Here is a 19,923-nt window from a genome sequence, read left to right as displayed (position 1 = left end):
ACTTTATGTTAATTATATGCACGTTTCTTCCGTTTCACAATATTTTCAATCCTTTTCCTTCCGTTTTTATGCAGGTTCCCCCCCCTTTTTCCATTTTATTAACTCAAATACCGAATAAATGTACATTTGCATATTTTACTAAAAGGCTTCTACTTATTTCCTTATTGTTGTAAAATTATTCCTATGTTTTACTTTTTAATACAGAAAGGAATTACTATGAACTCTTTAATTAAAGTAACTTGTACAGCATTATTATTTACAGGAATATTAACAGGATGTAATAGCAATACTACATCAAAACAAGAAAAGAGCGCTCTCGAAAAGAATGCAATGCACTATGGAGAAATAGTTAAAAATGAATACTATAGAGCGACAGTTGAGAATGCAAAGTTTGAAAAAATAGACAAAGAGCGGCGCCTTACTACTCGTGTTATGATTAATAATGTTCGAGACGATGGACAAACTATTGATCTTTCGGAAATAAAATATTTCATACAAGATGAAAAAACTGGTGAGAAATATGAAGGTGAAGCTCATCCGATAGATGACGAGCACTATAAAAATGTTCCACACGAATTCTCTTTAACTACTGACGTTATATTTGAACTGAAAACTTCACCAAAAGATTTAAATAATATGTATTTATACATAGATAGCAAAGCTGCGCCGTTAACAAATACATATTGGAAGCTTGATAATTTAGTATCTAAATAGAAAGACCAGTCTTATACGACTGGTCTTTTTACATTCATACATTTAACACTTATATTAATTTTCTAATAACAACTTGAATAACATCAGCTAAACCAGTGTGCCCTTTCCCTTCAACTCGCTCTTGTTCTCCATTAAAGAAATGAATTATCTTATGTTCTTCACACCAAGTAAGGATATCAATTGGATCATACAGCATATCAACATCTTTTGGTCCACCAGTACAATTGTTTATTTGTTTTTTTGAGTAAACTTCAAACATAATTAATCCACCAGGTTTTATCGTTTGTATCATTTTATCTAATATCATTTTTTTATAATCATCATGAAAATGTCCAAATACCATAATTGCCGCATCATATTCATTTTCTGGCAAACTATCAGCTAATAAATCTACTTTTTTTGTATGCACGTTTACGTTATGCTTCTCTGCCAATTTTTTTGTCTTTTCTAATCCATCTTCCGAATAATCAATAGCTGTTACTTCGTTCCCTTGTCTTGCTAGAAATACAGCATTTCTACCTTCTCCCTCCGCAAATGCTATTACTTTATTGTGATTTGCTAAACGAAATGCTTGTTCTTTAATAAATGTATTAGGTTCTTCCCCGTAAAAATATTCATCTGATTTATATCGATCATTCCAAAAATTATTCATCATCTTCTCTCCTTCTTCATATCATTTTCTAACTACAATCAAAGATATTAAAGAGCCTTTTTATCCTTAATTAATTTAAAAATAAAAGCAGATTAAAAATCCACTTTTATTTTTTTCGCAAGATCTACGATTTTTTGATTTCTTAACTCTTCTTCCATTTTCTCTTCTGCTGCGAGCATTGCCTCATTAATTAAACATCCAGGTTTGTCATGTAAACAACAGTCAAACAATGATGTTTTGCCTTCAATTGCATGTATAATATCTAAAAATGAAATATCTTCCCAATTCTTACTAAGCGAGTAACCGCCCTTTGGACCAGATGATGAGTGTATCATCCCTTCCTTCGTCAACTTAGTTAGTATTTTAGACAAGTACGTTGGTGAAACATTTTGCATTTCTGCTAATTGGTGAACACTAACTAACTTATTTGGTGTGGCCTTTGCCAGAAAAAGCATTGTATGAAGAGCATAATTTGTAGCTTTAGAATATTTCATAGTACAGCTCCTATTGTAGACTTCATGTATCTACAATAACTTTATTTTTTTATTATGTCAAACGTTTGTAATACTCCATACAACATTATTTCTTCACAAGTAATACATCTGCTGCGCAAATCGTCACTTCTCTAAACGGAGAGTCAAATAAAACGCCAAGTTCAAAACCATCTTCAGTAAGAGCTATTTCATGATATAACCACCAAGCATTTTCAAAGTTTTCCGGCATAGAACACTGTGTTACTCCTATAAAGGTTACTTCAAGTTTATCAAATTCACTAAAAGTACCACTGCAATCTAATACGATAGACAAAGTATCTTCTGATTCTCTCTTTATTACTTTAATTACACTATCGTGTAGTGATGTCTTGTGTAACTGAGCGACATTTGACGGAAGTTTTTTCTCAATGGAATTAAAATATTCTACGTATGATTGATCTAATTGTGCCATTCTTTTTTCATAATCTGTTGTCCACTCTTGCATAAGTTTTTTCAGTTCACCTGATGGGTATTCTGAATTAATTGTTATGTTTTGTATAATTGAGTATATCGATTCAGGAAGGAATTTTAATAAATCTATTTTCCTTTCCTCTATTTCTTCCTTTAAACTTTGTATATCCATTTCCGACCATTCTTTTATAGACTCTATAAAACTTATAAATTCTAAAACTTGCATTTTTTTATACCATTCTCTTGTAAAATATTTCAATGACACCTCTCCTAAAATATCTTTACATCCAGTAAAAGCAATACATCCACTTATTATATCATTCCAATAACCATTTTTTCTAAAGAAATAATGTAAAAATGTAAATATTCCGCCTATTATTTCTAAAACTTCAGAATATTTACAAAAGTATAAAATTAGAATACATTTTAGCTGTACAAGATTCACCTGTACAAAAATTCAAACAAAAAGGGATGGTTATATGTTGAAGAAATTAGTAGCAGGGACATTAGTAGCAGGTTTTGCATTAACTGGAGGACTAGGTGCAGTAAGTGCTGAGGAAAAAAGTAACACAATTAAGTCATTTGATTATTTAAAAGTGGATGAACAAAATGTTAATTCATTTGCAAAATTAAGTGATCAGGATAAGAAAGATATCCAAATTACTATGGTATTACCAGAGCAAAATGAAAATGGAGATTGGCTAGCTTATGGTTTTACTAGCCGTGAAACATTGGATGCGTATATTGCAAAGGATAAAAAAGCAATTAAAAATAATATTAATCCTTTAGGTAGCGGTGCTGGTAGTACTGATTTTTACGAACATAAAGATAAAGGTGGTCAATATATTTACTGGAGCAGCGGCTTTAAAAACTTACCATCTAGCTGGAATGACAGAATTTCTTCTGTAAGTACAGCGTCACCTTCTGCAAGTTATTCAACGACACTTTGGGAGCATACTTCTACACAAGGATTAGGAAAAGGTGTTATATTTAAACACGCTGATTGGTATGGTAAAACTGCTAATTTAGCTCCTGATTGGAACGATATTACTTCAGCGATTGAAATTAAAAAATAATAGGATATTCTATTAATAAAAAATCAAACCACTATTCTCTTATTTGTTTAGAGAATAGTGGTTTATTATATTTCCATTTAAGCATGTACAGCATGTCCTACCGCTTGCATTAACGCTTCATGAATTGCTTCTGATAAAGTAGGGTGTGCTGCAATATAATCTCTCATTATATCAGCGGTAACTTCTGTATGAATCATTATGGTTCCTTGACCAATAAGTTCAGTTGCATGAGGACCGATAATAGAAATCCCTACAATTTCTTGGTATTTAGGTTCTACAATGACTTTTACTTTACCTACTTGTTCTCCTAAAATAAGAGCTTTTCCGTTCGCTGTAAAAGGAAATTCTCCGATGAGAATATCACCATATTGTTCTCTTGCACCTTTTTCACTTAACCCGACACTAGCTATTTCTGGAGCTGTGTATATACAACGGGGCACAGCGTGATAATTTACTTTCACGTCTTCTCCGCTTGCGTGTAATGCTGCTGTCGTTCCTTCATGGAAGGCAACATGAGCAAGCTGAATTCCACCGATCACATCACCAGCTGCGTAAATATGCGATACGTTCGTTTGCATATGTTCATTCACAGCAATCCCTTTATTTGAAAACTGAACCCCTGCCTTTTCTAATCCTAATTGTTGCACTCGTGGTTTTCTTCCTACAGAAACAAGAACAAATTCTGGAGTTACTTCATGAGTAATTCCCTCGTATTCAAATGAAGCTTGCTTCTTATAGTTATTTAAACCTTTTAAAAATGCTCCCGTAAAAATTTTCACCCCATCTTTTTCTAATTTCTCTCTTAAAGTATTCGCGATATCTTCATCTTCACCAGGTATTAATTGCGGTGCCATTTCAACTATCGATACTTTTGTGCCAAGTCTACTATAAATGCTTGCAAACTCGCATCCTATTACACCACCACCAACGATTAACAATGAAGATGGTACACTCTCAAGAGACATAGCATGGCTACTATTTAAAATCCATTTTCCATCAAACGGAGCGAATGGTAATTCTGTAGGTTCGGAACCAGCTGCGATAATAAAGCTCTCTCCATCAACTACTTCTTCTTTATTTCCTTGTACAACTCGCATACGATGATCCGTTTCGAATTTCGCTTTTCCTTTTACAACTTTAATTTTATTTTTCTTCATTAAATATTGTATTCCTTGGACGAGTTGCATTACGATTTGTGATTTCCTCGCCTGTATTTGATCCCAATCAATTGATATACTTCCTGTATTAAGCGTAACCCCATAATCATTCGCTTTTCTCACAATGTCATGTACTTCAGCACTTTCTAACAGTGATTTCGTCGGCATACACCCAACATTTAAACATGTTCCGCCAAGGTCAGCTTCATCAATAAGAGTGACATCTTTGCCATTTTGAGCCGCGGTAATTGCTGCTACATAGCCAGCAGGTCCGCCCCCAATAACAACTAATTTACTCATTCTCTCACCTTCTCTTTATAAAAGAATTGTTATAGGTTCTTCTAAATAATGTTTAATTGTGCGTAAAAATGCAGCTGCTGGTGCACCGTCTAATACACGATGATCGAATGTTAAACTTAAAGGTAACATACTTCCTTTTCTTAATTTTTTCCCTTTAAATACAGGAACATGTTCAATTGCACCTACACCTAAAATACCAGTTTCAGGTGTATTTAATACCGGTGTGAAATATTCAATACCAAAGCTACCTAAATTACTAATTGTAAATGTCGTTCCGTGCATATCATCACTACTTAAGCTACCTGCTCGTGCCTTTTGTGCCACATTCTTAATCTCTTTAGACAACTCTACTAAAGATAAATTATTTGCAAAGCGAATAGCTGGAACGACTAACCCTTTTTCTAATGCGACTGCCATGCCTAAATGCACATGTTCAAATTGATGGATTGCATCATCTATATAAGCGCTGTTCATTTCTTTATGCTCTCCAAGTGCTAATACAACAGCATGCGAGACGAAATCCGTAATAGTTAATTTATTATCATATCTTTTTTGTACAACTTCCGCTATTTCTTTATGTAAAGCAACTAAATCTGTTACATCTACTTTCATCGTTAACGTTAATTGTGCGCTATTTTGTAAGCTTGCGTGCATACGATTTGCGATTGCTTTACGCATACCAGTAACAGGAATCGCTTTACTTTCTTCTCGTTCAGATATTTCCGGAACGTTTACTCTTACCTCAAGTACTTTTAATACATCTGCCTTTGTAATCCTTCCGCCAGGACCTGTACCAACTAATGCCTTGATATCCAGATTTTCAGACTTTGCAATTTTCTTGGCTACAGGTGAAATTTTAATTCTTTGCTTCGATACTTCTTTCCCATTTGCTTCTTGATTTTGTACATTTTGTACTTCTATATTAGATGTTTTTTCTTCTACAACATGTGTGCTTTCCTGCATTTCTACCTTTTCATTCGGTTTACCGATGTAGCAAATTACAGTACCAGGCGGCACTCCTTCATCTTCACTTACAGCTATATCAAGTACCGTACCATCAGCTGGCGCTTCAATTTCCGTTTCAATTTTTTCTGAATTAATACTAGCAATTAGTTCTCCTTTTGCTACATTATCGCCTGCTTTAATATTCCAGCTCGTAATAATACCTTCTTTCATCGCCATACCTAACTTCGGCATTACAACTTCTACAGCCATGTCTCTCTCTCCCTTCTCATCGTTTTATTACACATGTAATAAAGATTGGTCTCCGATCATTTCTGATACAGTTTCAATTACTTTTTCTGGTGTTGGCAAATACAACTTTTCAAGTGGTGGTGAGAACGGAACAGGTGTATGTGGTGCTGTAATTCGTTTAATAGGTGCATCTAACAAATCAAAACCTTTATCCGCTACAATTGCCGCAATATCTGTTGCAATACTACATCTAGGATTCGCTTCGTCAATGACGATAAGACGATTTGTTTTTTCAACAGATGATAAAATAGTATCTTCATCAAGTGGTGATAAAGATCGTGGATCAATTACTTCTACTTCAAGCCCCTTTTTCGATAATTGCTTTGCAGCTGCAAGCGCTGTATGAACTTGCTTTCCGATTGCGACAATTGTTACATCAGAACCTTCCCGTTTAATATCTGCTTTTCCTAATGGAATTGTATAGTATCCTTCTGGCACTTCACCTTTCATATTGTAAAGTGTTTTATCCTCAAAGAAGATTACTGGATCATCATCTTCAATTGCCGCTAATAATAAGCCTTTTGCATCATACGGTGTGGAAGGAACAACAACTTTAATACCTGGTATGCTCGTAAATAATGCGTACAAACTTTGTGAATGTTGAGCTGCTGCACTAAAACCAGCGCCATGCATCGTACGTACTGTAACGGGTACTTTTGCTTTACCTCCAAACATATAACGGAATTTCGCACCTTGGTTTAATACTTGATCAAGACAACTACCGATAAAATCATTAAACATTAACTCAGCAATCGGACGTAACCCAGTTGCAGCAGCTGCCATCGCAGCTCCCATATAACCCGCTTCAGAAATTGGTGTATCCAATATACGATTTCGGCCAAACTCTTGTACAAGTCCTTTCGTAACACCAAGAACACCACCCCAAGCTTCATCATCTTGCAGATGATCAACTTGTGCACCGCCTGCAACATCTTCACCTATTAAAATTACATTTTCATCACGACGCATTGAGATTTTCATCGCTTCATTAATTGCAGTTGACATACTTACTGTTCTAGTCATAATTTTTCACCCTCCTCTTATTTGTAAGAAACGTATACATCTTTTAATAATTCTTCATCGTCTGGGTATGGACTATTTTCACTAAATTCAATGGATCTTTGTACTGCATCATCTACTGCGTTTTCCATATCAACAAGTTCAGATTCCGTTAATAAACCTTCATGAATTAAATGCTTACGGAAATTCACAATTGCATCTTTTTCATTTAAATGTTCTTCTTTTTCTTCTGATGTTTTATATGTTTGCGCTTCACCTTCGAAATGACCATAATTACGATATGTCATACATTCAATAATTGTTGGACCATCCCCATTACGCGCACGTTCCACTGCTTCTGCAGCAGCTTTATATACAGCTAGAAGATCTTTTCCATCTACTTGAACACCTGGAATATTATAAGCTTTTGCGCGATCAGCGATAGAATCACAACTTGAAGCATATTCAAATGTAGTTGCTTCACCGTAACCGTTATTTTCTGCAATAAAAATAACTGGTAACTTCCAAATCGCCGCTAAATTAACCCCTTCATGGAATGTTCCTTCATTATTTGCTCCGTCACCGAAGAAGCAAACACTTACATCTTTTGTTCCTTTATATTTAGCTGTTAATGCTGAACCGCAAGCAAGTGGGAAACCGCCGCCTACAATGCCATTCGCACCTAGCATTCCTTTATCTAAATCGGCAATATGCATGGAACCGCCTTTTCCTTTACATAATCCTGTCGCTTTCCCAAAAAGTTCAGCCATCATACCATTTAAATCACAACCTTTTGCGATACAATGTCCATGACCTCTATGTGTACTTGTAATACTGTCACTATCCGTTAAGTGGGCACATACACCAACTGCTACCGCTTCTTCACCTGCGTATAAATGAACGAAACCTGGCAAAACGCCTTGCGCGAACAATTCATGCACCTTATCTTCAAACTTACGAATTTCTAACATTTTTTCGTACATCCAACGAGCTTGTTCTTTCGTAATTTCATTCCCTTTACTTTCAGTTGTTTTTAACATGTCCAGCCCTCCTATTTTCTTGTTCGTCTTTTATATTGCAAGTATTGTGCCAATTTCGAATCCTTGTTTTAATAGGTTTTCTCTATCTTTAAACAATAAAAAAGTGGACAAAATGAGACGTTTGTCTCGTTTTGTCCACTTTTGTTCCCTTAATAAGAGAATTGTTACTTTATTCATTATCAAAGCTCTTCTGTAATTTTCGGATGTAAATAATTTGACCAATATGATATGCATTATGAGTTGTTACATTCGCTAGCACTTCCCACCACTTTGCAGAAACAGGAAATCCCACTACATCACTTTCAACCTTTTCTTCATTTATGAGATTTTGCCATTGTAACAGTTTTTCTAGTAGTTTTTCCCGTAATTCATCGAAAGTTTGATTATCTGAGAGCATAAAACTTTTGTTATTATCTCCTATAGCGGGTACTGCATTCACATTTGATTCTTTATACCTAGTTTGCCACGTAGAGTTCCAATACAGTAAATGTTGTACGATTTCAGCTATACTATTACTCTCTTCATTCGGTTTCCAGAAAGCTTCCCTCTCAGATAAATCCTTAACTGCATCTGAAAATGGCATATACCAACTGGGATCATTTGCATTCGCTAATAGCTGATCTGCTAATACAGCTTTTACATGGACCATTTTTCTTCCCTCATTTCATTATCATATTAATATACACTACTCTATATACGCTGATTCCCTATAATCTCCTTTTTTACATACAAATTCATTTCATACTGAATGTAAGAATAATAGATTTTCTTATCATAACTCGTTATGATAAAAGAAAAAGAAAGCTGGCGAAAAATGAATAAAAAAATCGCAATAATTACTGGAGCCTCAAGTGGATTTGGACTATTAACTACACTCGAACTCGCAAAAAAAGATTATTTAGTTATCGCTACAATGCGAAACCTTGAAAAACAAGGAACCTTACTATCCCAAGTTACTCAACTTAACTTACAGCACAATATAAAAGTTCAACAATTAGATGTAACAGATCAAAATTCTATACATAATTTCCAATTGTTTTTAAAAGAAATTAATAGAATAGATCTCCTTATAAATAATGCAGGATATGCAAATGGGGGCTTTGTAGAAGAAATCCCAGTAGACGAATATCGAAAGCAATTTGAAACGAACCTTTTTGGAGCTATATCAATCACTCAGCTTGTTTTACCATATATGAGAGAACAAAGAAGCGGAAAAATCATTAATATAAGCAGCATTAGCGGCCAAGTTGGATTTCCTGGTTTATCTCCTTATGTATCTTCAAAATATGCATTAGAAGGCTGGAGTGAATCGCTTCGCTTAGAATTAAAACCTTTCGGAATAGATGTCGCTTTAATTGAACCTGGTTCTTACAACACAAATATATGGGAGGTTGGTAAACAACTAGCTGAAAACCAATCTGATACAACATCTCCTTACAAAGAATATATGGATAAAATACAAAAACATATTAATAGCGGTAGTGATACATTTGGTAATCCGATAGATGTTGCTAATAAAATCGTTGAAATTGCTGAAAAAAAGCGTACTACTTTACGATATCCTATTGGAAAAGGTGTAAAATTTATGATCTTTACGAAGAAGATTCTTCCTTGGAGATTGTGGGAATACCTTGTTTTGAGAAGCTTTAAGAAGATGTAATAAACTTTTTGAAAACTATTTTGAAAGAGGTGCTAATTAAATGTTAGGTTTACCGTATGGGGAAGTGTTTTTAGTGCCGTGGACTGAAGAATGGGAAATTGAGTTTATGAAAGAGAAACAAATCATTGAGGAACAAATTGGCGAACATATTTTAGCGATACACCATATTGGTAGTACTTCTATTCCATATTTAAGTGCAAAGCCAATTATTGATATAGCAATTGAATTAGAAAATTATACGGACGGTATACATTGTATTAAAAAGTTAGAACTACTAAACTATAAATATAGAAAAGAAGTATTACCCGAAAGATACTACTTTAATAAAGGTGAACCAAGAACTCATCAAATTCATATGTATGAACAAGGGAATACATATTTAATAGAACAATTACAATTTCGTGATTACTTAATAGACAATAAAACTGCACGCATGCAGTATGAACAGTTAAAGATTCAACTTTCACAAGCTAATCCTACTGATAAACATAAGTATGCAGAGGATAAAACTAATTTCATTACATCTATATTAACTAAAATAAATGCTTAAATAAACAAGAAACCATTTAGTAGTAAATGGTTTCTTGCTTATTAGTTATTTCATTATTTGTACTATCAAATTTTTATTATACAGCAGGTGGAAAGAAGTAAAATAGTATCGAAGTCATAAAAATAAACGTGAATACCCCAATTATCGAAAATATATATTCTTTCGATTCTTTATCATACTTCCATTCCATCAATGCTCTTAAGATTAACGTCCCACCTAAATAAGAAAAAATGACATAAGCGATATTAACACTTTCAAATTTAAAGATAAATATAAAGCTAGTTATTAAATAAATAAAAAGTAGTCCTATTTCCAATTTTTTATGTAAACTATTTACATGTTTCTTATATCCCCAAAAACCACCCTTGGGCATATTCAATTTTTTTCTTAAAAACTTATCGAGAAAGTAGACAGCTATACAAAAAACAATAGTTATAATCCAAAAAGTAGAAGCTCCCATTTTCACCCCTCCTATTATTTCATTTAATTACTTGAAATAAATTGGACTATATTACGGTTATCCCCTTCTAAATAACTTATGATGCCTTCAGGATATGTCGGCTTCTCCTGTAATTCCTCTAGACTTTTCCAAATTAATATAATATCCTCATGCTCTTTATGCCTTATTTCATTTGTAATGATTTTTTCAACAGTCCCCCAATGTATCAATGTACAATGATGACCATTTTCGTTGCCCCACTCAAAAATATGTTCATTTACAATTGCTAACTCTTGAACATCAACTTTCAAATCGTATTCTTCTATTAACTCTCGAATTATTGCTTCTTTTGACGTTTCACCAAATTCAATAGAGCCACCTGTAAAACGATAAAATGATTCATTCTCATCACATTGTACTAGTACTTTTGAATGTTCGTCGTTTACAATCATTACTTCAGCACGTAATTTAGGTATTTTCATTTTGTCACTCCGTTCATTCCACATATGATTAAATCCAATAACTATAAAAGAAGAGATTAAACATAATTCCTGTTATTATTAATAATGGAACTGTCCCTAAAGAAATGACATATTCCCTCGATTCTTTATTAAATTTCCACTCCATAAATGATTGAAAGCAGTATAAAGTTATTAAAAATAAAATGGGTAAATTACTAATATAAACGGGATTTAAAGTAGCACATATCATCGTAACAATTATATAAGAAATAATAAGAGCCCTAGTGCCCCATTTATGAAAGTTGTTTACATATTTACTATTCCAGGCAGTTTGTTTCGGTATATTTAATTTTTTTCTCACTACTTTTTCCAAAATAACTACAAATATGATCCATAATACTAATAAAATTACTTTAACTAAAAACAGTGATGTCTCCTCCTTTACCTTTTCTCCGGCTGATTACTCGGATACGTAGCACTCTCTTTATTTTCAACGTCCCAACTAATTATAGTCGCACTATCGCGTCCGAATTGATGATGAACGTGCTCTAATACATGATGAACACTTTCTTCAAGTTTTTTATTATTTCTATTCATATTATTATACAGATTTACTGGCGTTTCATATCGGCGTTCCCCGCATTCTAATACTCCATCTGTCACCATTACAATTCGGTTCTTTCCAGTACGTAATTCACGAATACCTGATGAATAACAAGGAACAGGTAAATCAAATGTGTTTACATTTCCAATCCATTCGTAAAAATGACGTTGATTTAATGCATATTGTCCTAACTTATGTAACTCTTCGTGAAATACATAAACTAAACAATCACCAATAGAAAGCCACCATATATAATTTTCTTTTCTTACACATAGTAAGCAAGCTGTTTCACCTTGTATTCTTTTGCACTTTTCCTTAAATGAAGATGACTGAAAAATTGTAAGTATATGATTTTCAACAGACTGAAATACTGTATCAATTGGTTCATTCAAAATTACGCTTATATTTTCATATTCTTTTTCGATTGTATTTACTACTAAATCAACACTTTCTGCACTATTATGTCCATCTAATATAGCTGCAAATTCCCATTCACCATTTGACCAAACTAATGCACCATCTTCATTCTTTTTCGCTCCAGCACTTATATTCCCGCCATATTTACCAAGTACAATATCACCATATTGCTTAACTGAAATTTCTCCTAAACACATTTCTATATTTCCAACCCATGAATATTGTGTATTATTTGTTGTATGCATACTCATTTACCATATACTTACGTATTCTTTCGCATAGTTTTTTTATTTTCTCTTCATCACCATATGGTGCACCAGTCCATTTCGCTACTTCGGTTGGTGACCAAAATTCTTTTGGTGTATTGGGATAACGTGGAATAATGTGCATATGCATATGTGGTACACCATTTCCTGAAACAAAAGTGTAAATATGCTCTGCACCTTCGCTTTCTTTTAGCGCTTTACTTACTCTACTTGTTATAAGTCCGAACGCTTTCGCTTCTTCATCTGTTAGTTCAGCAAGTCCAGGTACATGTCTTTTTATATCTATCATTACATAACCTAGGTATGTTTCTTCACTATCCCAGTAGACATGTCCAACGTAAACGAGTTCATCTTCGTAAATAGCTCTACCTGGAACTATAATATTTCCTTTATGTTTTTCGCAAATGAAACAGTTTTGTTCTATTTGATTGTTTGTTGACATATCCATCACCTTCCTTTTCATATATAATAGCACAAAAAAAGGAAAAACAGGTTTCGTATTCCGAATTTTCATTCTTTTGATACAACAATTTTTGAAATGAATTTACATCTCATTATTTCTTCAAAAACGCAATCCCAATTATAATCCCAATCACAATTCCGATTATTAAATTATTTGTAAAGTGCCCTTGAAATACACCGATTACAACCCCTATACCGACACCTATTGCCAAAGCATCATTTCTTTTTTTTTTTTTAGCCAAAATTGCATCTCCTCCCATCATTTCTCCCTAAACAAAATACATTCACTTAAATGTATTAATATACGCACTATCTCGCTTGAATCTTTTCAAAAAATGCACTTTAACTTCATATATAATATTTTCCATTTTCTGTACATACTCCTTTTATAATGAAAAAATTTCAAGTAACCATTAAATATATATAGGCATTTACTATAAGAAAGATCCGTAATTTATTGAAGGAGGAACGATTCAAATGCATCCTCATTGGAATCCAAATATAAATCAACAGTATGTTTATTCCCCCATCCTTTAAGGAATACATTGCATCATGATTCACAATATATGATGCAGCGCATCGCAAGTCTTGAAAGTCAGTTAGCTAAATTAATCTCATTAATTGAAGAAAATAATCAATTAATTAAATCCATGGAACAACAGCAAAACCAAGTTTGTGCACCAGCTGGAGGTTCTGTTATCGTTCGTATGTAAACTGGATGCAATAAAAAACACACTTTGTAGTATAAAAGTGTGTTTTTTGGTCATTATTTTCTTTTCGTATGGAACCCTTGTGTAATTCGGTCTAATATAATTGCGATTACTACGATAGCTAATCCAGCTTCAAATCCCATTCCGATATTAACTTGTGTTACCGAGCGATATACATCAACTCCAAGTCCAGGAGCTCCTACAAGTGACGCTGTTACAACCATCGATAACGAAAGCATAATACTTTGGTTCACACCAGCCATAATCGTTCCGGTAGCAAGTGGTAATTGTACTTTAAATAGTTTTTGTGATGCAGTGGATCCAAATGCATTCGCTGCTTCAATTAAATCTTCTGGAACTTGTCTAATTCCTAAGTCAGTAAAACGAATTGTGGGTGGCATTGCAAAGATTACTGATGCAATAATTCCAGGTACTACACCTACTCCGAAAAATGTGATCGCTGGAATAAGGTATACAAATGCAGGCATTGTTTGCATAAAATCTAATGTTGGTTTTAAAAATTTTGAGAAACGTTCATTTTGAGATGCTAATATACCAATTGGAATTCCGACAATAATTGAAATAATAACTGACGTAAGTACGAGTGCCAATGTTTGCATCGTTTGTGCCCAGTAGTTAATATTCAAAATAAATAATAATCCAATAAGCGTAAAAATGACTAAAGATAGTTTTCTCGTTGTGTACCAAATGAGGAAACATAAGATAATAATCATCAATATGGCAGGAATTATTATTAAAAAATTAGTGAGTAAATCAACGAATCCACCAATAATATAAGAGAATCCTCGGAATAAGCCTTCAAAGTGCTCATATAAACTTGCAACAAATGAGTCTACCCATTCCCCTAATGGAATACGCGGTATACTATTCATCGTCTTTCACCTCTTCCTCAATGTTTCCTGCAAGAGCTTGAATGACACTTTCACGTTTAATAATTCCTCTTAGCCTTTTCTTCTCATCGATTACTGGTAACGGATATTTCATCTCCGCCATTTTTGCATACGTCTCTTCCAGTAAAGTATCTAAATACACATGCGGAATATCATTAAGTAATAAATCAGCAATCGGCCACTGTTTTTGTACTGCCTTACTCGCATCATCCGCAGTTAATATACCTAAAAACTCATACTTTTTGTTTACAACATATACAGTTGAAACACCAGCATTCCTCATAATTTGAAGGGCTACACGAGGTCCACGATCAATTAATAAAGTTTCTGGTCGTTTTAAAATAGACTCCGCCGTAATTACTTTTCCTAAATTCACGTCCGCAACAAACTTTTCTACAAATTCATTAGCGGGGCTCATCATAATTTCTTCTGGCGTTCCAATTTGAACGATTTCTCCATCTTTCATTAATGCGATACGATCTCCAATTCGAAGCGCTTCATCTAAATCATGCGTAATAAATATAATCGTTTTTTCCATTTTATCTTGCAACTCTAACAATTCATCTTGCATTTCTTTTCGAATAAGTGGATCTAATGCACTGAATGACTCGTCCATTAGTAATACATCTGGATTATTCGTTAGCGCCCTTGCGATTCCAACGCGCTGCTGCATACCACCACTAAGTTGACTTGGATAATTATCTTTATGATGATCGAGTCCTACTAACTGTAGCGATTCTAACGCTTTTTTCTCTCGCTCTTCAACCGGAACTCCTTGTATTTCTAACCCATATGCAACATTTTGTATAACCGTACGATGCGGAAATAGAGCGAACTTCTGAAATACCATACTCATTTTCGTTCTTCTTACTCTCCGTAACTCTTCTTTTCCCATCGTTGCGATGTCTTCACCATCTATGTATATATGACCTGCGGTTGGTTTAATCAATTGATTTAACATACGAACTAGCGTAGATTTCCCGCTACCAGACAAACCCATAATAACGAAAATTTCTCCAGAGTATACTTCAAACGTTGCTTTTTTCACACCAACGTTCATTCCTGTCTCCTTTAAAATTTCCGATTTACTTTTTCCTTCTTTCAATAAGGAAAGGGCTTTTTGCGGATGTTTCCCGAATACTTTTGTTACGTTTTCAACACGCACCTTTGTATTATCCATGTCACTACTCCTTTTCTACCCATCTATTCACATAGTGTTGCGATTTTACAAAGAAATATTACATAAAAATGACATTCATAAGATTTCTTTAAAATTCTCGTTTCCGTTCATAATAAGAATGCTTACTTATACATTTATTTTATAAGGCAAACGTTACTTAGGAGGTTTTCGATGCGAAAGAAAATTTGGTTTATATGCCTTGCATTATTTATTACTATGATTTTCACTTCATGTAATGCAACAAATGCAAATTCGAAAGGAAAAATTAAACTTGGTGTAACAAGTTGGAAAGAAAATATTGCAACTGCAAACATGTGGAAAGTTTTATTAGAAGAAAAAGGCTACAAAGTTGAGCTTATGTATTTAGAAAAAGCCGCAATTTGGACTGGTGTTGCTCGTGGCGATGTTGATGCGAATTTAGAAGTATGGCTACCAGTTACAGATAAACCGCTAAACGATCGTTATAAAGATGATATTGTCTTAAAATCAAAATGGTACGAAGGTACTGGACTAGGTTTAGTCGTCCCTTCTTATATGAAAAACATAAACAGTATCGAAGATTTAAATGCTCATAAAGATGAACTAGATAATAAAATTGTCGGTATCGAACCCGGTAGTAGTCTTATGAATTTAACGAATAAAGCAATGAAAGAATATGATATAAAACTAAAACTTGTCCAATCCTCTGAAGCTGCGATGATGAGTGAACTAAAGAAAGCATATACAAAAAAGAAACCAATCGCTGTTACGCTTTGGAATCCGCATTGGGGTTTTTCAGAATTTGACTTGAAATATTTAAAAGACCCTAAGAAAGTATATGGTGAAAAAGATGACATTTATTACTCCGTTCGTAAAGGTTTCGAAAAAGATCACCCAGATGTTATAAAATACTTTGATAAATGGAAAATGAACGATGAACAGCTCGGTACGTTAATGGTCATGTTAAATAAAACAAAAGATCCTGAAGAAGCTGCGCGAAAATGGATTAAAAAAAATCAAGCATTAGTTGATGAATGGGTAAAGGATTAATAAAAAGGCTAGAGAATTAATATATCCTCTAGCCTTTTTCATCTTATTTTTTCGTAACAACATCATCTACAATCCCATATTCCTTCGCTTCTTCTGCAGTCATAAAATAATCTCTTTCTGTATCATGTGCTACTCTTTCAATCGGTTGGCCTGTTTTTTCTGCAATCATTTTATTAATATCATGCTTTAACTTTAATATTCTTTTCGCAGTTATTTCAATTTCTGTTGCTTGCCCTTGTGCACCACCAAGCGGCTGATGAATCATAATTTCACTGTTAGGGAGCGCAAACCGTTTTCCTTTTGCTCCAGATAATAATAGCAATGCACCAAATGATGCCGCAAAGCCCATGCACAGCGTTTGCACATCTGGTTTAATTAAATTCATCGTATCTAATATTGCAAAACCTGCTGTCGTTGAACCGCCGGGGCTATTGATGTATAAGAATATATCTTTCTCTGCATCTTCTGCTTCTAAAAATAATAATTGAGCTACGACACTACTCGCTACTTGATCATTAATTTCTGAACCGATAATAATAATGCGGTCTTTTAATAACCTTGAATATATATCATAGGAACGTTCTCCTAATTTTGTTTGTTCTACTACATATGGAATTGCATTCATTTTAAATCCCTCCAATACTTGTTATGCTGCGCAAAGCATACAACTGTAGGAAGAAGGTTGTTTCACATTAAATAATAAGACTGGCTGTTTAGATGGTAACTTAGTAAAATCTATTGACGGAAGCAGTTTCGTTAATAATTCCGGTCTCTCTTCTCGAATAGACGTTACTACAACTTCCATATCATCTGTGAATTCGACTATCTCGACCCCTTCTTCACTTACAGTTTTCAGCCTATTTCTACTCCGAAATAAAGAAGCTTTCACTGCACCTTCTGATACAGAACACACTTTAGCAATATCAGCGATACTATATTGAAAAACATCTTTTAATAATAAAATTGCGGATTGCTGTACATTTAATGAAGACAATACTTTCCCTACCATTTCATGCAAATCTGCAATGTTCTCATGTGGTTCTTCAAAAGTGATTTGTTCTCTTATTTTTTCCTGAACAGACTTAGACTTCATCTGATCTAACCAACGATTTCTTGCTATTTTATAGACGAGTGTCATACAAATATCTTTATTTCTATATTTTTGAAGCACTTTACACACTGTTTCTTGGGCGAGATCTTCCCCATCCCATTTGTTTTTCGTTAAAAAAGTACAGTATCTTTTTAACTCTCCATATTGTTCAATTAAAAAGTTTATATTTGAATGATTCATATCGATACGGTTCTTTAAAACATGAGTTACTTTTGTGCACAAAATAACCACTCCTTTTCAGCGCTTACTTAATAAACGATTCAACATTAAAAAAAGTTACGGGGATATAAAAAAATAATGTTTATGTTCAATAATTCGCGGTCATAAATATGTTATGTACAATTTTACGTGAGGAGGAACAAATTTGCCAAAATTAACAATTGAAGGTGCGGGAACATTTGATGTAAAAGAAGGAACGAAGTTAGTATTAGCAATTGGAGATAGCGGTGTCAACATTCTTCATCGTTGCGGTGGGAATGCACGTTGCACAACTTGTAGAGTAGAAATACTAGCAGGTGATTTCTGTGAAGCGAGTGCGAATGAGAAACATGCAATGACGGAAAAAGGGATTGAAGATCATTTACGATTATCTTGTCAAATGCGTGTACATAAAGATATAGTCGTTCGTCCGGTACTTACAGTTGAAAATTCAGGTCTTGATGCTGGACCGCGTCCGGCGGAGTAAAGCGATGAATTTAAAACAGCTCGCTGGCGAATATGCCGCTAACTTTGTAAATGATGGCATGAAGATTGGGCTTGGTACAGGTTCTACTGTATATTGGACAATACAAAAATTAGGTGAGCGTGTAAAAGAAGGATTATCATTTCAAGCTGTACCGACATCAAAGGAAACTGAAGCATTAGCGCATCAACTAAATATCCCCCTAATTTCGTTAAACGACGTACAAAGTCTTGATCTTACAATTGATGGAGCGGATGAAATTGATTCAAATTTACAACTTATAAAAGGCGGTGGCGGTGCATTACTTCGTGAAAAAATCGTTGCCTCTTCCTCTAAAGAACTAATTATCATTGCTGATGAATCGAAACTTGTAACACATTTAGGTACTTTTCCATTACCTATTGAAATCATCCCTTTTTCATGGAAACAAACCGAAAATAAAATTCAGTCTTTAGGATGTCAAACAACATTACGTTTGAAAAATAATGAAACCTATATAACCGATAACAATAACATGATTATCGATTGTATATTCCCTAATCCTATTTCTAATCCTGCCCATTTACACACTCAATTAAAAATGATTACTGGTGTAGTTGAAACAGGGTTGTTTATAAGTATGACGAGTAAAGTAATTATCGGCGCTAAAAATGGGATAAAGGAATTGTAATAAAAGCTAACTTTTTAAAGTTGGCTTTTTAGTATGTTCTTCTCTTAATAGCGCTTTATTATGATATACTATGAAAACACAAGCTGATTACACTAGAAAGGACTGAACATTTTGCAATCCAAACTTATAACAGAACTTGCTGATTTAGAAACTGCCTTTCATATTCGAAAAGAAGTATTTGTAAAAGAACAAGGTGTCCCTCTTGCAGATGAATTCGATACATTCGATGAAATCGGAGAGCAATGTAAACATATTTTAGTTTATTATAATGAGCTTCCTGTAGGTACAGGGCGTATACGATTTGTTGATGGCGTCGGAAAATTAGAACGTATTTGCATTTTAAAAGATTATCGTACATACGGATTAGGTAAAGTTATCATTCAAACGTTAGAAGAAATTGCTCGTAACGAACAAGCTACAAAAGTGAAACTACACGGGCAAACACAAGCTGAAGGATTTTATAAAAAATTAGGTTATGAAACTTCTTCTGATATATTTATGGAAGATGGCATTCCACATATACTTATGACGAAAATGTTATCATAATAAAAAGGGTAGTGTATGAATCTTATGTATTCATACACTACCCTTTTTTATTAATAGAAAAGTGAATTCTCAAGATTCCCTTTTTCATC

The 19,923-nt window shown here is 33.9% G+C and carries 27 protein-coding genes and 1 pseudogene; 9 read left to right on the top strand and 19 right to left on the bottom strand.

Annotation, left to right across the window (positions count from 1 at the left end; genetic code table 11):
* The first annotated feature begins 216 nt into the window (after nucleotides 1-216).
* Nucleotides 217-714, top strand: a complete 498-nt coding sequence (locus MRP26_RS15615) for a hypothetical protein (RefSeq protein WP_075718739.1) — start codon at nucleotides 217-219, stop codon at nucleotides 712-714.
* A gap of 49 nt (nucleotides 715-763) precedes the next feature.
* Here the strand turns inward: MRP26_RS15615 and MRP26_RS15610 are convergent, their stop codons facing one another.
* The 3 genes from MRP26_RS15610 to MRP26_RS15600 all read right to left on the bottom strand — a co-directional run bounded on the left by MRP26_RS15610 (nucleotide 764) and on the right by MRP26_RS15600 (nucleotide 2,569).
* Nucleotides 764-1,369: a class I SAM-dependent methyltransferase gene (locus tag MRP26_RS15610; RefSeq protein ID WP_069355728.1), complete on the bottom strand. Its 606-nt coding sequence runs from the start codon at nucleotides 1,367-1,369 to the stop codon at nucleotides 764-766.
* Between the two features lie 89 nt (nucleotides 1,370-1,458).
* Nucleotides 1,459-1,860 carry an Rrf2 family transcriptional regulator gene (locus MRP26_RS15605; RefSeq protein ID WP_000877649.1) on the bottom strand — a complete coding sequence of 134 codons (402 nt, stop codon included), beginning with the start codon at nucleotides 1,858-1,860 and terminating at the stop codon, nucleotides 1,459-1,461.
* A gap of 85 nt (nucleotides 1,861-1,945) precedes the next feature.
* Nucleotides 1,946-2,569 (bottom strand): DUF4085 domain-containing protein, encoded by a 624-nt coding sequence (locus MRP26_RS15600; RefSeq protein ID WP_063547502.1) that lies wholly within the window; start codon nucleotides 2,567-2,569, stop codon nucleotides 1,946-1,948.
* Between the two features lie 220 nt (nucleotides 2,570-2,789).
* Between MRP26_RS15600 and MRP26_RS15595 the strand changes: the two genes are divergently transcribed.
* The gene (locus MRP26_RS15595) at nucleotides 2,790-3,386 is read left to right on the top strand and encodes a hypothetical protein (RefSeq protein ID WP_098139586.1); all 597 of its coding nucleotides are present in this window, start codon (nucleotides 2,790-2,792) and stop codon (nucleotides 3,384-3,386) included.
* A 77-nt stretch (nucleotides 3,387-3,463) separates the two neighbouring features.
* Here MRP26_RS15595 and lpdA read toward each other — a convergent pair whose 3' ends face one another.
* Genes lpdA through MRP26_RS15565 form a run of 6 tightly spaced genes read right to left on the bottom strand, consistent with a single transcriptional unit; the run spans nucleotide 3,464 to nucleotide 8,785 of the window.
* Nucleotides 3,464-4,843 (bottom strand): dihydrolipoyl dehydrogenase, encoded by a 1,380-nt coding sequence (gene lpdA, locus MRP26_RS15590; RefSeq protein ID WP_242806287.1) that lies wholly within the window; start codon nucleotides 4,841-4,843, stop codon nucleotides 3,464-3,466.
* Between the two features lie 15 nt (nucleotides 4,844-4,858).
* Nucleotides 4,859-6,058, bottom strand: a complete 1,200-nt coding sequence (locus MRP26_RS15585; protein ID WP_000257775.1) for a dihydrolipoamide acetyltransferase family protein — start codon at nucleotides 6,056-6,058, stop codon at nucleotides 4,859-4,861.
* A 27-nt stretch (nucleotides 6,059-6,085) separates the two neighbouring features.
* Complete coding sequence (acoB, locus tag MRP26_RS15580; RefSeq protein ID WP_000198898.1) at nucleotides 6,086-7,120, bottom strand: acetoin:2,6-dichlorophenolindophenol oxidoreductase subunit beta; 1,035 nt, start codon at nucleotides 7,118-7,120, stop codon at nucleotides 6,086-6,088.
* A 17-nt stretch (nucleotides 7,121-7,137) separates the two neighbouring features.
* Nucleotides 7,138-8,136, bottom strand: coding sequence for an acetoin:2,6-dichlorophenolindophenol oxidoreductase subunit alpha (gene acoA, locus MRP26_RS15575; protein ID WP_069355732.1), 999 nt, complete (start codon nucleotides 8,134-8,136; stop codon nucleotides 7,138-7,140).
* A 30-nt stretch (nucleotides 8,137-8,166) separates the two neighbouring features.
* A complete protein-coding gene (locus tag MRP26_RS15570) occupies nucleotides 8,167-8,313 on the bottom strand; it encodes a hypothetical protein (RefSeq protein ID WP_001045412.1) in 147 nt (48 codons plus the stop codon).
* Entirely contained in the window at nucleotides 8,306-8,785 is a 480-nt protein-coding gene (locus MRP26_RS15565) for a DinB family protein (RefSeq protein WP_000233778.1), read from the bottom strand. The genes MRP26_RS15570 and MRP26_RS15565 overlap by 8 nt, the downstream gene beginning before the upstream one ends.
* A gap of 165 nt (nucleotides 8,786-8,950) precedes the next feature.
* On the opposite strand from MRP26_RS15565, the gene MRP26_RS15560 reads away from it, so the two are divergent.
* Both MRP26_RS15560 and MRP26_RS15555 read left to right on the top strand, forming a co-directional pair.
* Entirely contained in the window at nucleotides 8,951-9,796 is an 846-nt protein-coding gene (locus MRP26_RS15560) for an oxidoreductase (protein ID WP_001034792.1), read from the top strand.
* A 40-nt stretch (nucleotides 9,797-9,836) separates the two neighbouring features.
* Nucleotides 9,837-10,346 (top strand): GrpB family protein, encoded by a 510-nt coding sequence (locus MRP26_RS15555; RefSeq protein ID WP_000901177.1) that lies wholly within the window; start codon nucleotides 9,837-9,839, stop codon nucleotides 10,344-10,346.
* A gap of 76 nt (nucleotides 10,347-10,422) precedes the next feature.
* On the opposite strand, the gene MRP26_RS15550 is transcribed toward MRP26_RS15555, so the two are convergent.
* The 6 genes from MRP26_RS15550 to MRP26_RS15525 all read right to left on the bottom strand — a co-directional run bounded on the left by MRP26_RS15550 (nucleotide 10,423) and on the right by MRP26_RS15525 (nucleotide 13,255).
* The gene (locus MRP26_RS15550) at nucleotides 10,423-10,806 is read right to left on the bottom strand and encodes a DUF4181 domain-containing protein (protein WP_242806285.1); all 384 of its coding nucleotides are present in this window, start codon (nucleotides 10,804-10,806) and stop codon (nucleotides 10,423-10,425) included.
* 23 nt (nucleotides 10,807-10,829) lie between these two features.
* On the bottom strand, nucleotides 10,830-11,291 hold the full coding sequence (locus tag MRP26_RS15545; protein ID WP_445661888.1) for an NUDIX domain-containing protein: 462 nt from the start codon (nucleotides 11,289-11,291) through the stop codon (nucleotides 10,830-10,832).
* Nucleotides 11,292-11,295: 4 nt separating this feature from the next.
* Nucleotides 11,296-11,619, bottom strand: a complete 324-nt coding sequence (locus MRP26_RS15540) for a DUF4181 domain-containing protein (protein ID WP_003274417.1) — start codon at nucleotides 11,617-11,619, stop codon at nucleotides 11,296-11,298.
* Between the two features lie 68 nt (nucleotides 11,620-11,687).
* Nucleotides 11,688-12,512, bottom strand: coding sequence for a PP2C family serine/threonine-protein phosphatase (locus tag MRP26_RS15535; RefSeq protein WP_197242660.1), 825 nt, complete (start codon nucleotides 12,510-12,512; stop codon nucleotides 11,688-11,690).
* The gene (locus MRP26_RS15530) at nucleotides 12,496-12,996 is read right to left on the bottom strand and encodes an HIT family protein (RefSeq protein ID WP_242806282.1); all 501 of its coding nucleotides are present in this window, start codon (nucleotides 12,994-12,996) and stop codon (nucleotides 12,496-12,498) included. Before MRP26_RS15530 ends, MRP26_RS15535 begins: the two co-directional genes overlap by 17 nt.
* A 91-nt stretch (nucleotides 12,997-13,087) precedes the next feature.
* On the bottom strand, nucleotides 13,088-13,255 hold the full coding sequence (locus MRP26_RS15525; protein ID WP_242806281.1) for a glycine zipper domain-containing protein: 168 nt from the start codon (nucleotides 13,253-13,255) through the stop codon (nucleotides 13,088-13,090).
* Nucleotides 13,256-13,472: 217 nt separating this feature from the next.
* On the opposite strand from MRP26_RS15525, the pseudogene MRP26_RS15520 reads away from it, so the two are divergent.
* A pseudogene (locus MRP26_RS15520) lies at nucleotides 13,473-13,708 on the top strand (hypothetical protein).
* Nucleotides 13,709-13,761: 53 nt separating this feature from the next.
* On the opposite strand, the gene MRP26_RS15515 reads toward MRP26_RS15520, so the two are convergent.
* Nucleotides 13,762-14,598 carry an ABC transporter permease gene (locus MRP26_RS15515; protein WP_001084752.1) on the bottom strand — a complete coding sequence of 279 codons (837 nt, stop codon included), beginning with the start codon at nucleotides 14,596-14,598 and terminating at the stop codon, nucleotides 13,762-13,764.
* On the bottom strand, nucleotides 14,591-15,796 hold the full coding sequence (locus tag MRP26_RS15510) for a quaternary amine ABC transporter ATP-binding protein (protein WP_000370603.1): 1,206 nt from the start codon (nucleotides 15,794-15,796) through the stop codon (nucleotides 14,591-14,593). The genes MRP26_RS15515 and MRP26_RS15510 overlap by 8 nt, the downstream gene beginning before the upstream one ends.
* A 171-nt stretch (nucleotides 15,797-15,967) precedes the next feature.
* Between MRP26_RS15510 and MRP26_RS15505 the strand changes: the two genes are divergently transcribed.
* Nucleotides 15,968-16,825 carry a glycine betaine ABC transporter substrate-binding protein gene (locus MRP26_RS15505; protein WP_001227615.1) on the top strand — a complete coding sequence of 286 codons (858 nt, stop codon included), beginning with the start codon at nucleotides 15,968-15,970 and terminating at the stop codon, nucleotides 16,823-16,825.
* A gap of 43 nt (nucleotides 16,826-16,868) precedes the next feature.
* On the opposite strand, the gene clpP is transcribed toward MRP26_RS15505, so the two are convergent.
* Together clpP and MRP26_RS15495 are read right to left on the bottom strand one after the other, a co-directional pair.
* A complete protein-coding gene (gene clpP / locus MRP26_RS15500) occupies nucleotides 16,869-17,450 on the bottom strand; it encodes an ATP-dependent Clp endopeptidase proteolytic subunit ClpP (protein WP_000991612.1) in 582 nt (193 codons plus the stop codon).
* Nucleotides 17,451-17,471: 21 nt separating this feature from the next.
* Complete coding sequence (locus MRP26_RS15495) at nucleotides 17,472-18,158, bottom strand: RNA polymerase subunit sigma-70 (protein ID WP_097997457.1); 687 nt, start codon at nucleotides 18,156-18,158, stop codon at nucleotides 17,472-17,474.
* A 142-nt stretch (nucleotides 18,159-18,300) separates the two neighbouring features.
* Here MRP26_RS15495 and MRP26_RS15490 point away from each other — a divergent pair, with 142 nt between their 5' ends.
* The 3 genes from MRP26_RS15490 (at nucleotide 18,301) to MRP26_RS15480 (ending at nucleotide 19,834) form a co-directional block, all read left to right on the top strand.
* The gene (locus MRP26_RS15490) at nucleotides 18,301-18,621 is read left to right on the top strand and encodes a 2Fe-2S iron-sulfur cluster-binding protein (protein ID WP_242806280.1); all 321 of its coding nucleotides are present in this window, start codon (nucleotides 18,301-18,303) and stop codon (nucleotides 18,619-18,621) included.
* Nucleotides 18,622-18,625: 4 nt separating this feature from the next.
* Entirely contained in the window at nucleotides 18,626-19,288 is a 663-nt protein-coding gene (rpiA, locus tag MRP26_RS15485) for a ribose 5-phosphate isomerase A (protein ID WP_242806279.1), read from the top strand.
* Between the two features lie 111 nt (nucleotides 19,289-19,399).
* Nucleotides 19,400-19,834, top strand: a complete 435-nt coding sequence (locus MRP26_RS15480) for a GNAT family N-acetyltransferase (RefSeq protein ID WP_001190868.1) — start codon at nucleotides 19,400-19,402, stop codon at nucleotides 19,832-19,834.
* Nucleotides 19,835-19,923: the final 89 nt, after the last annotated feature.

Source organism: Bacillus sp. CCB-MMP212 (assembly GCF_022748145.1).
Lineage (GTDB): Bacteria > Bacillota > Bacilli > Bacillales > Bacillaceae_G > Bacillus_A > Bacillus_A cereus.
The sequence above is the reverse complement of the archived record's forward strand: the minus strand, read 5'-3'. Positions and strand labels throughout refer to the sequence as shown.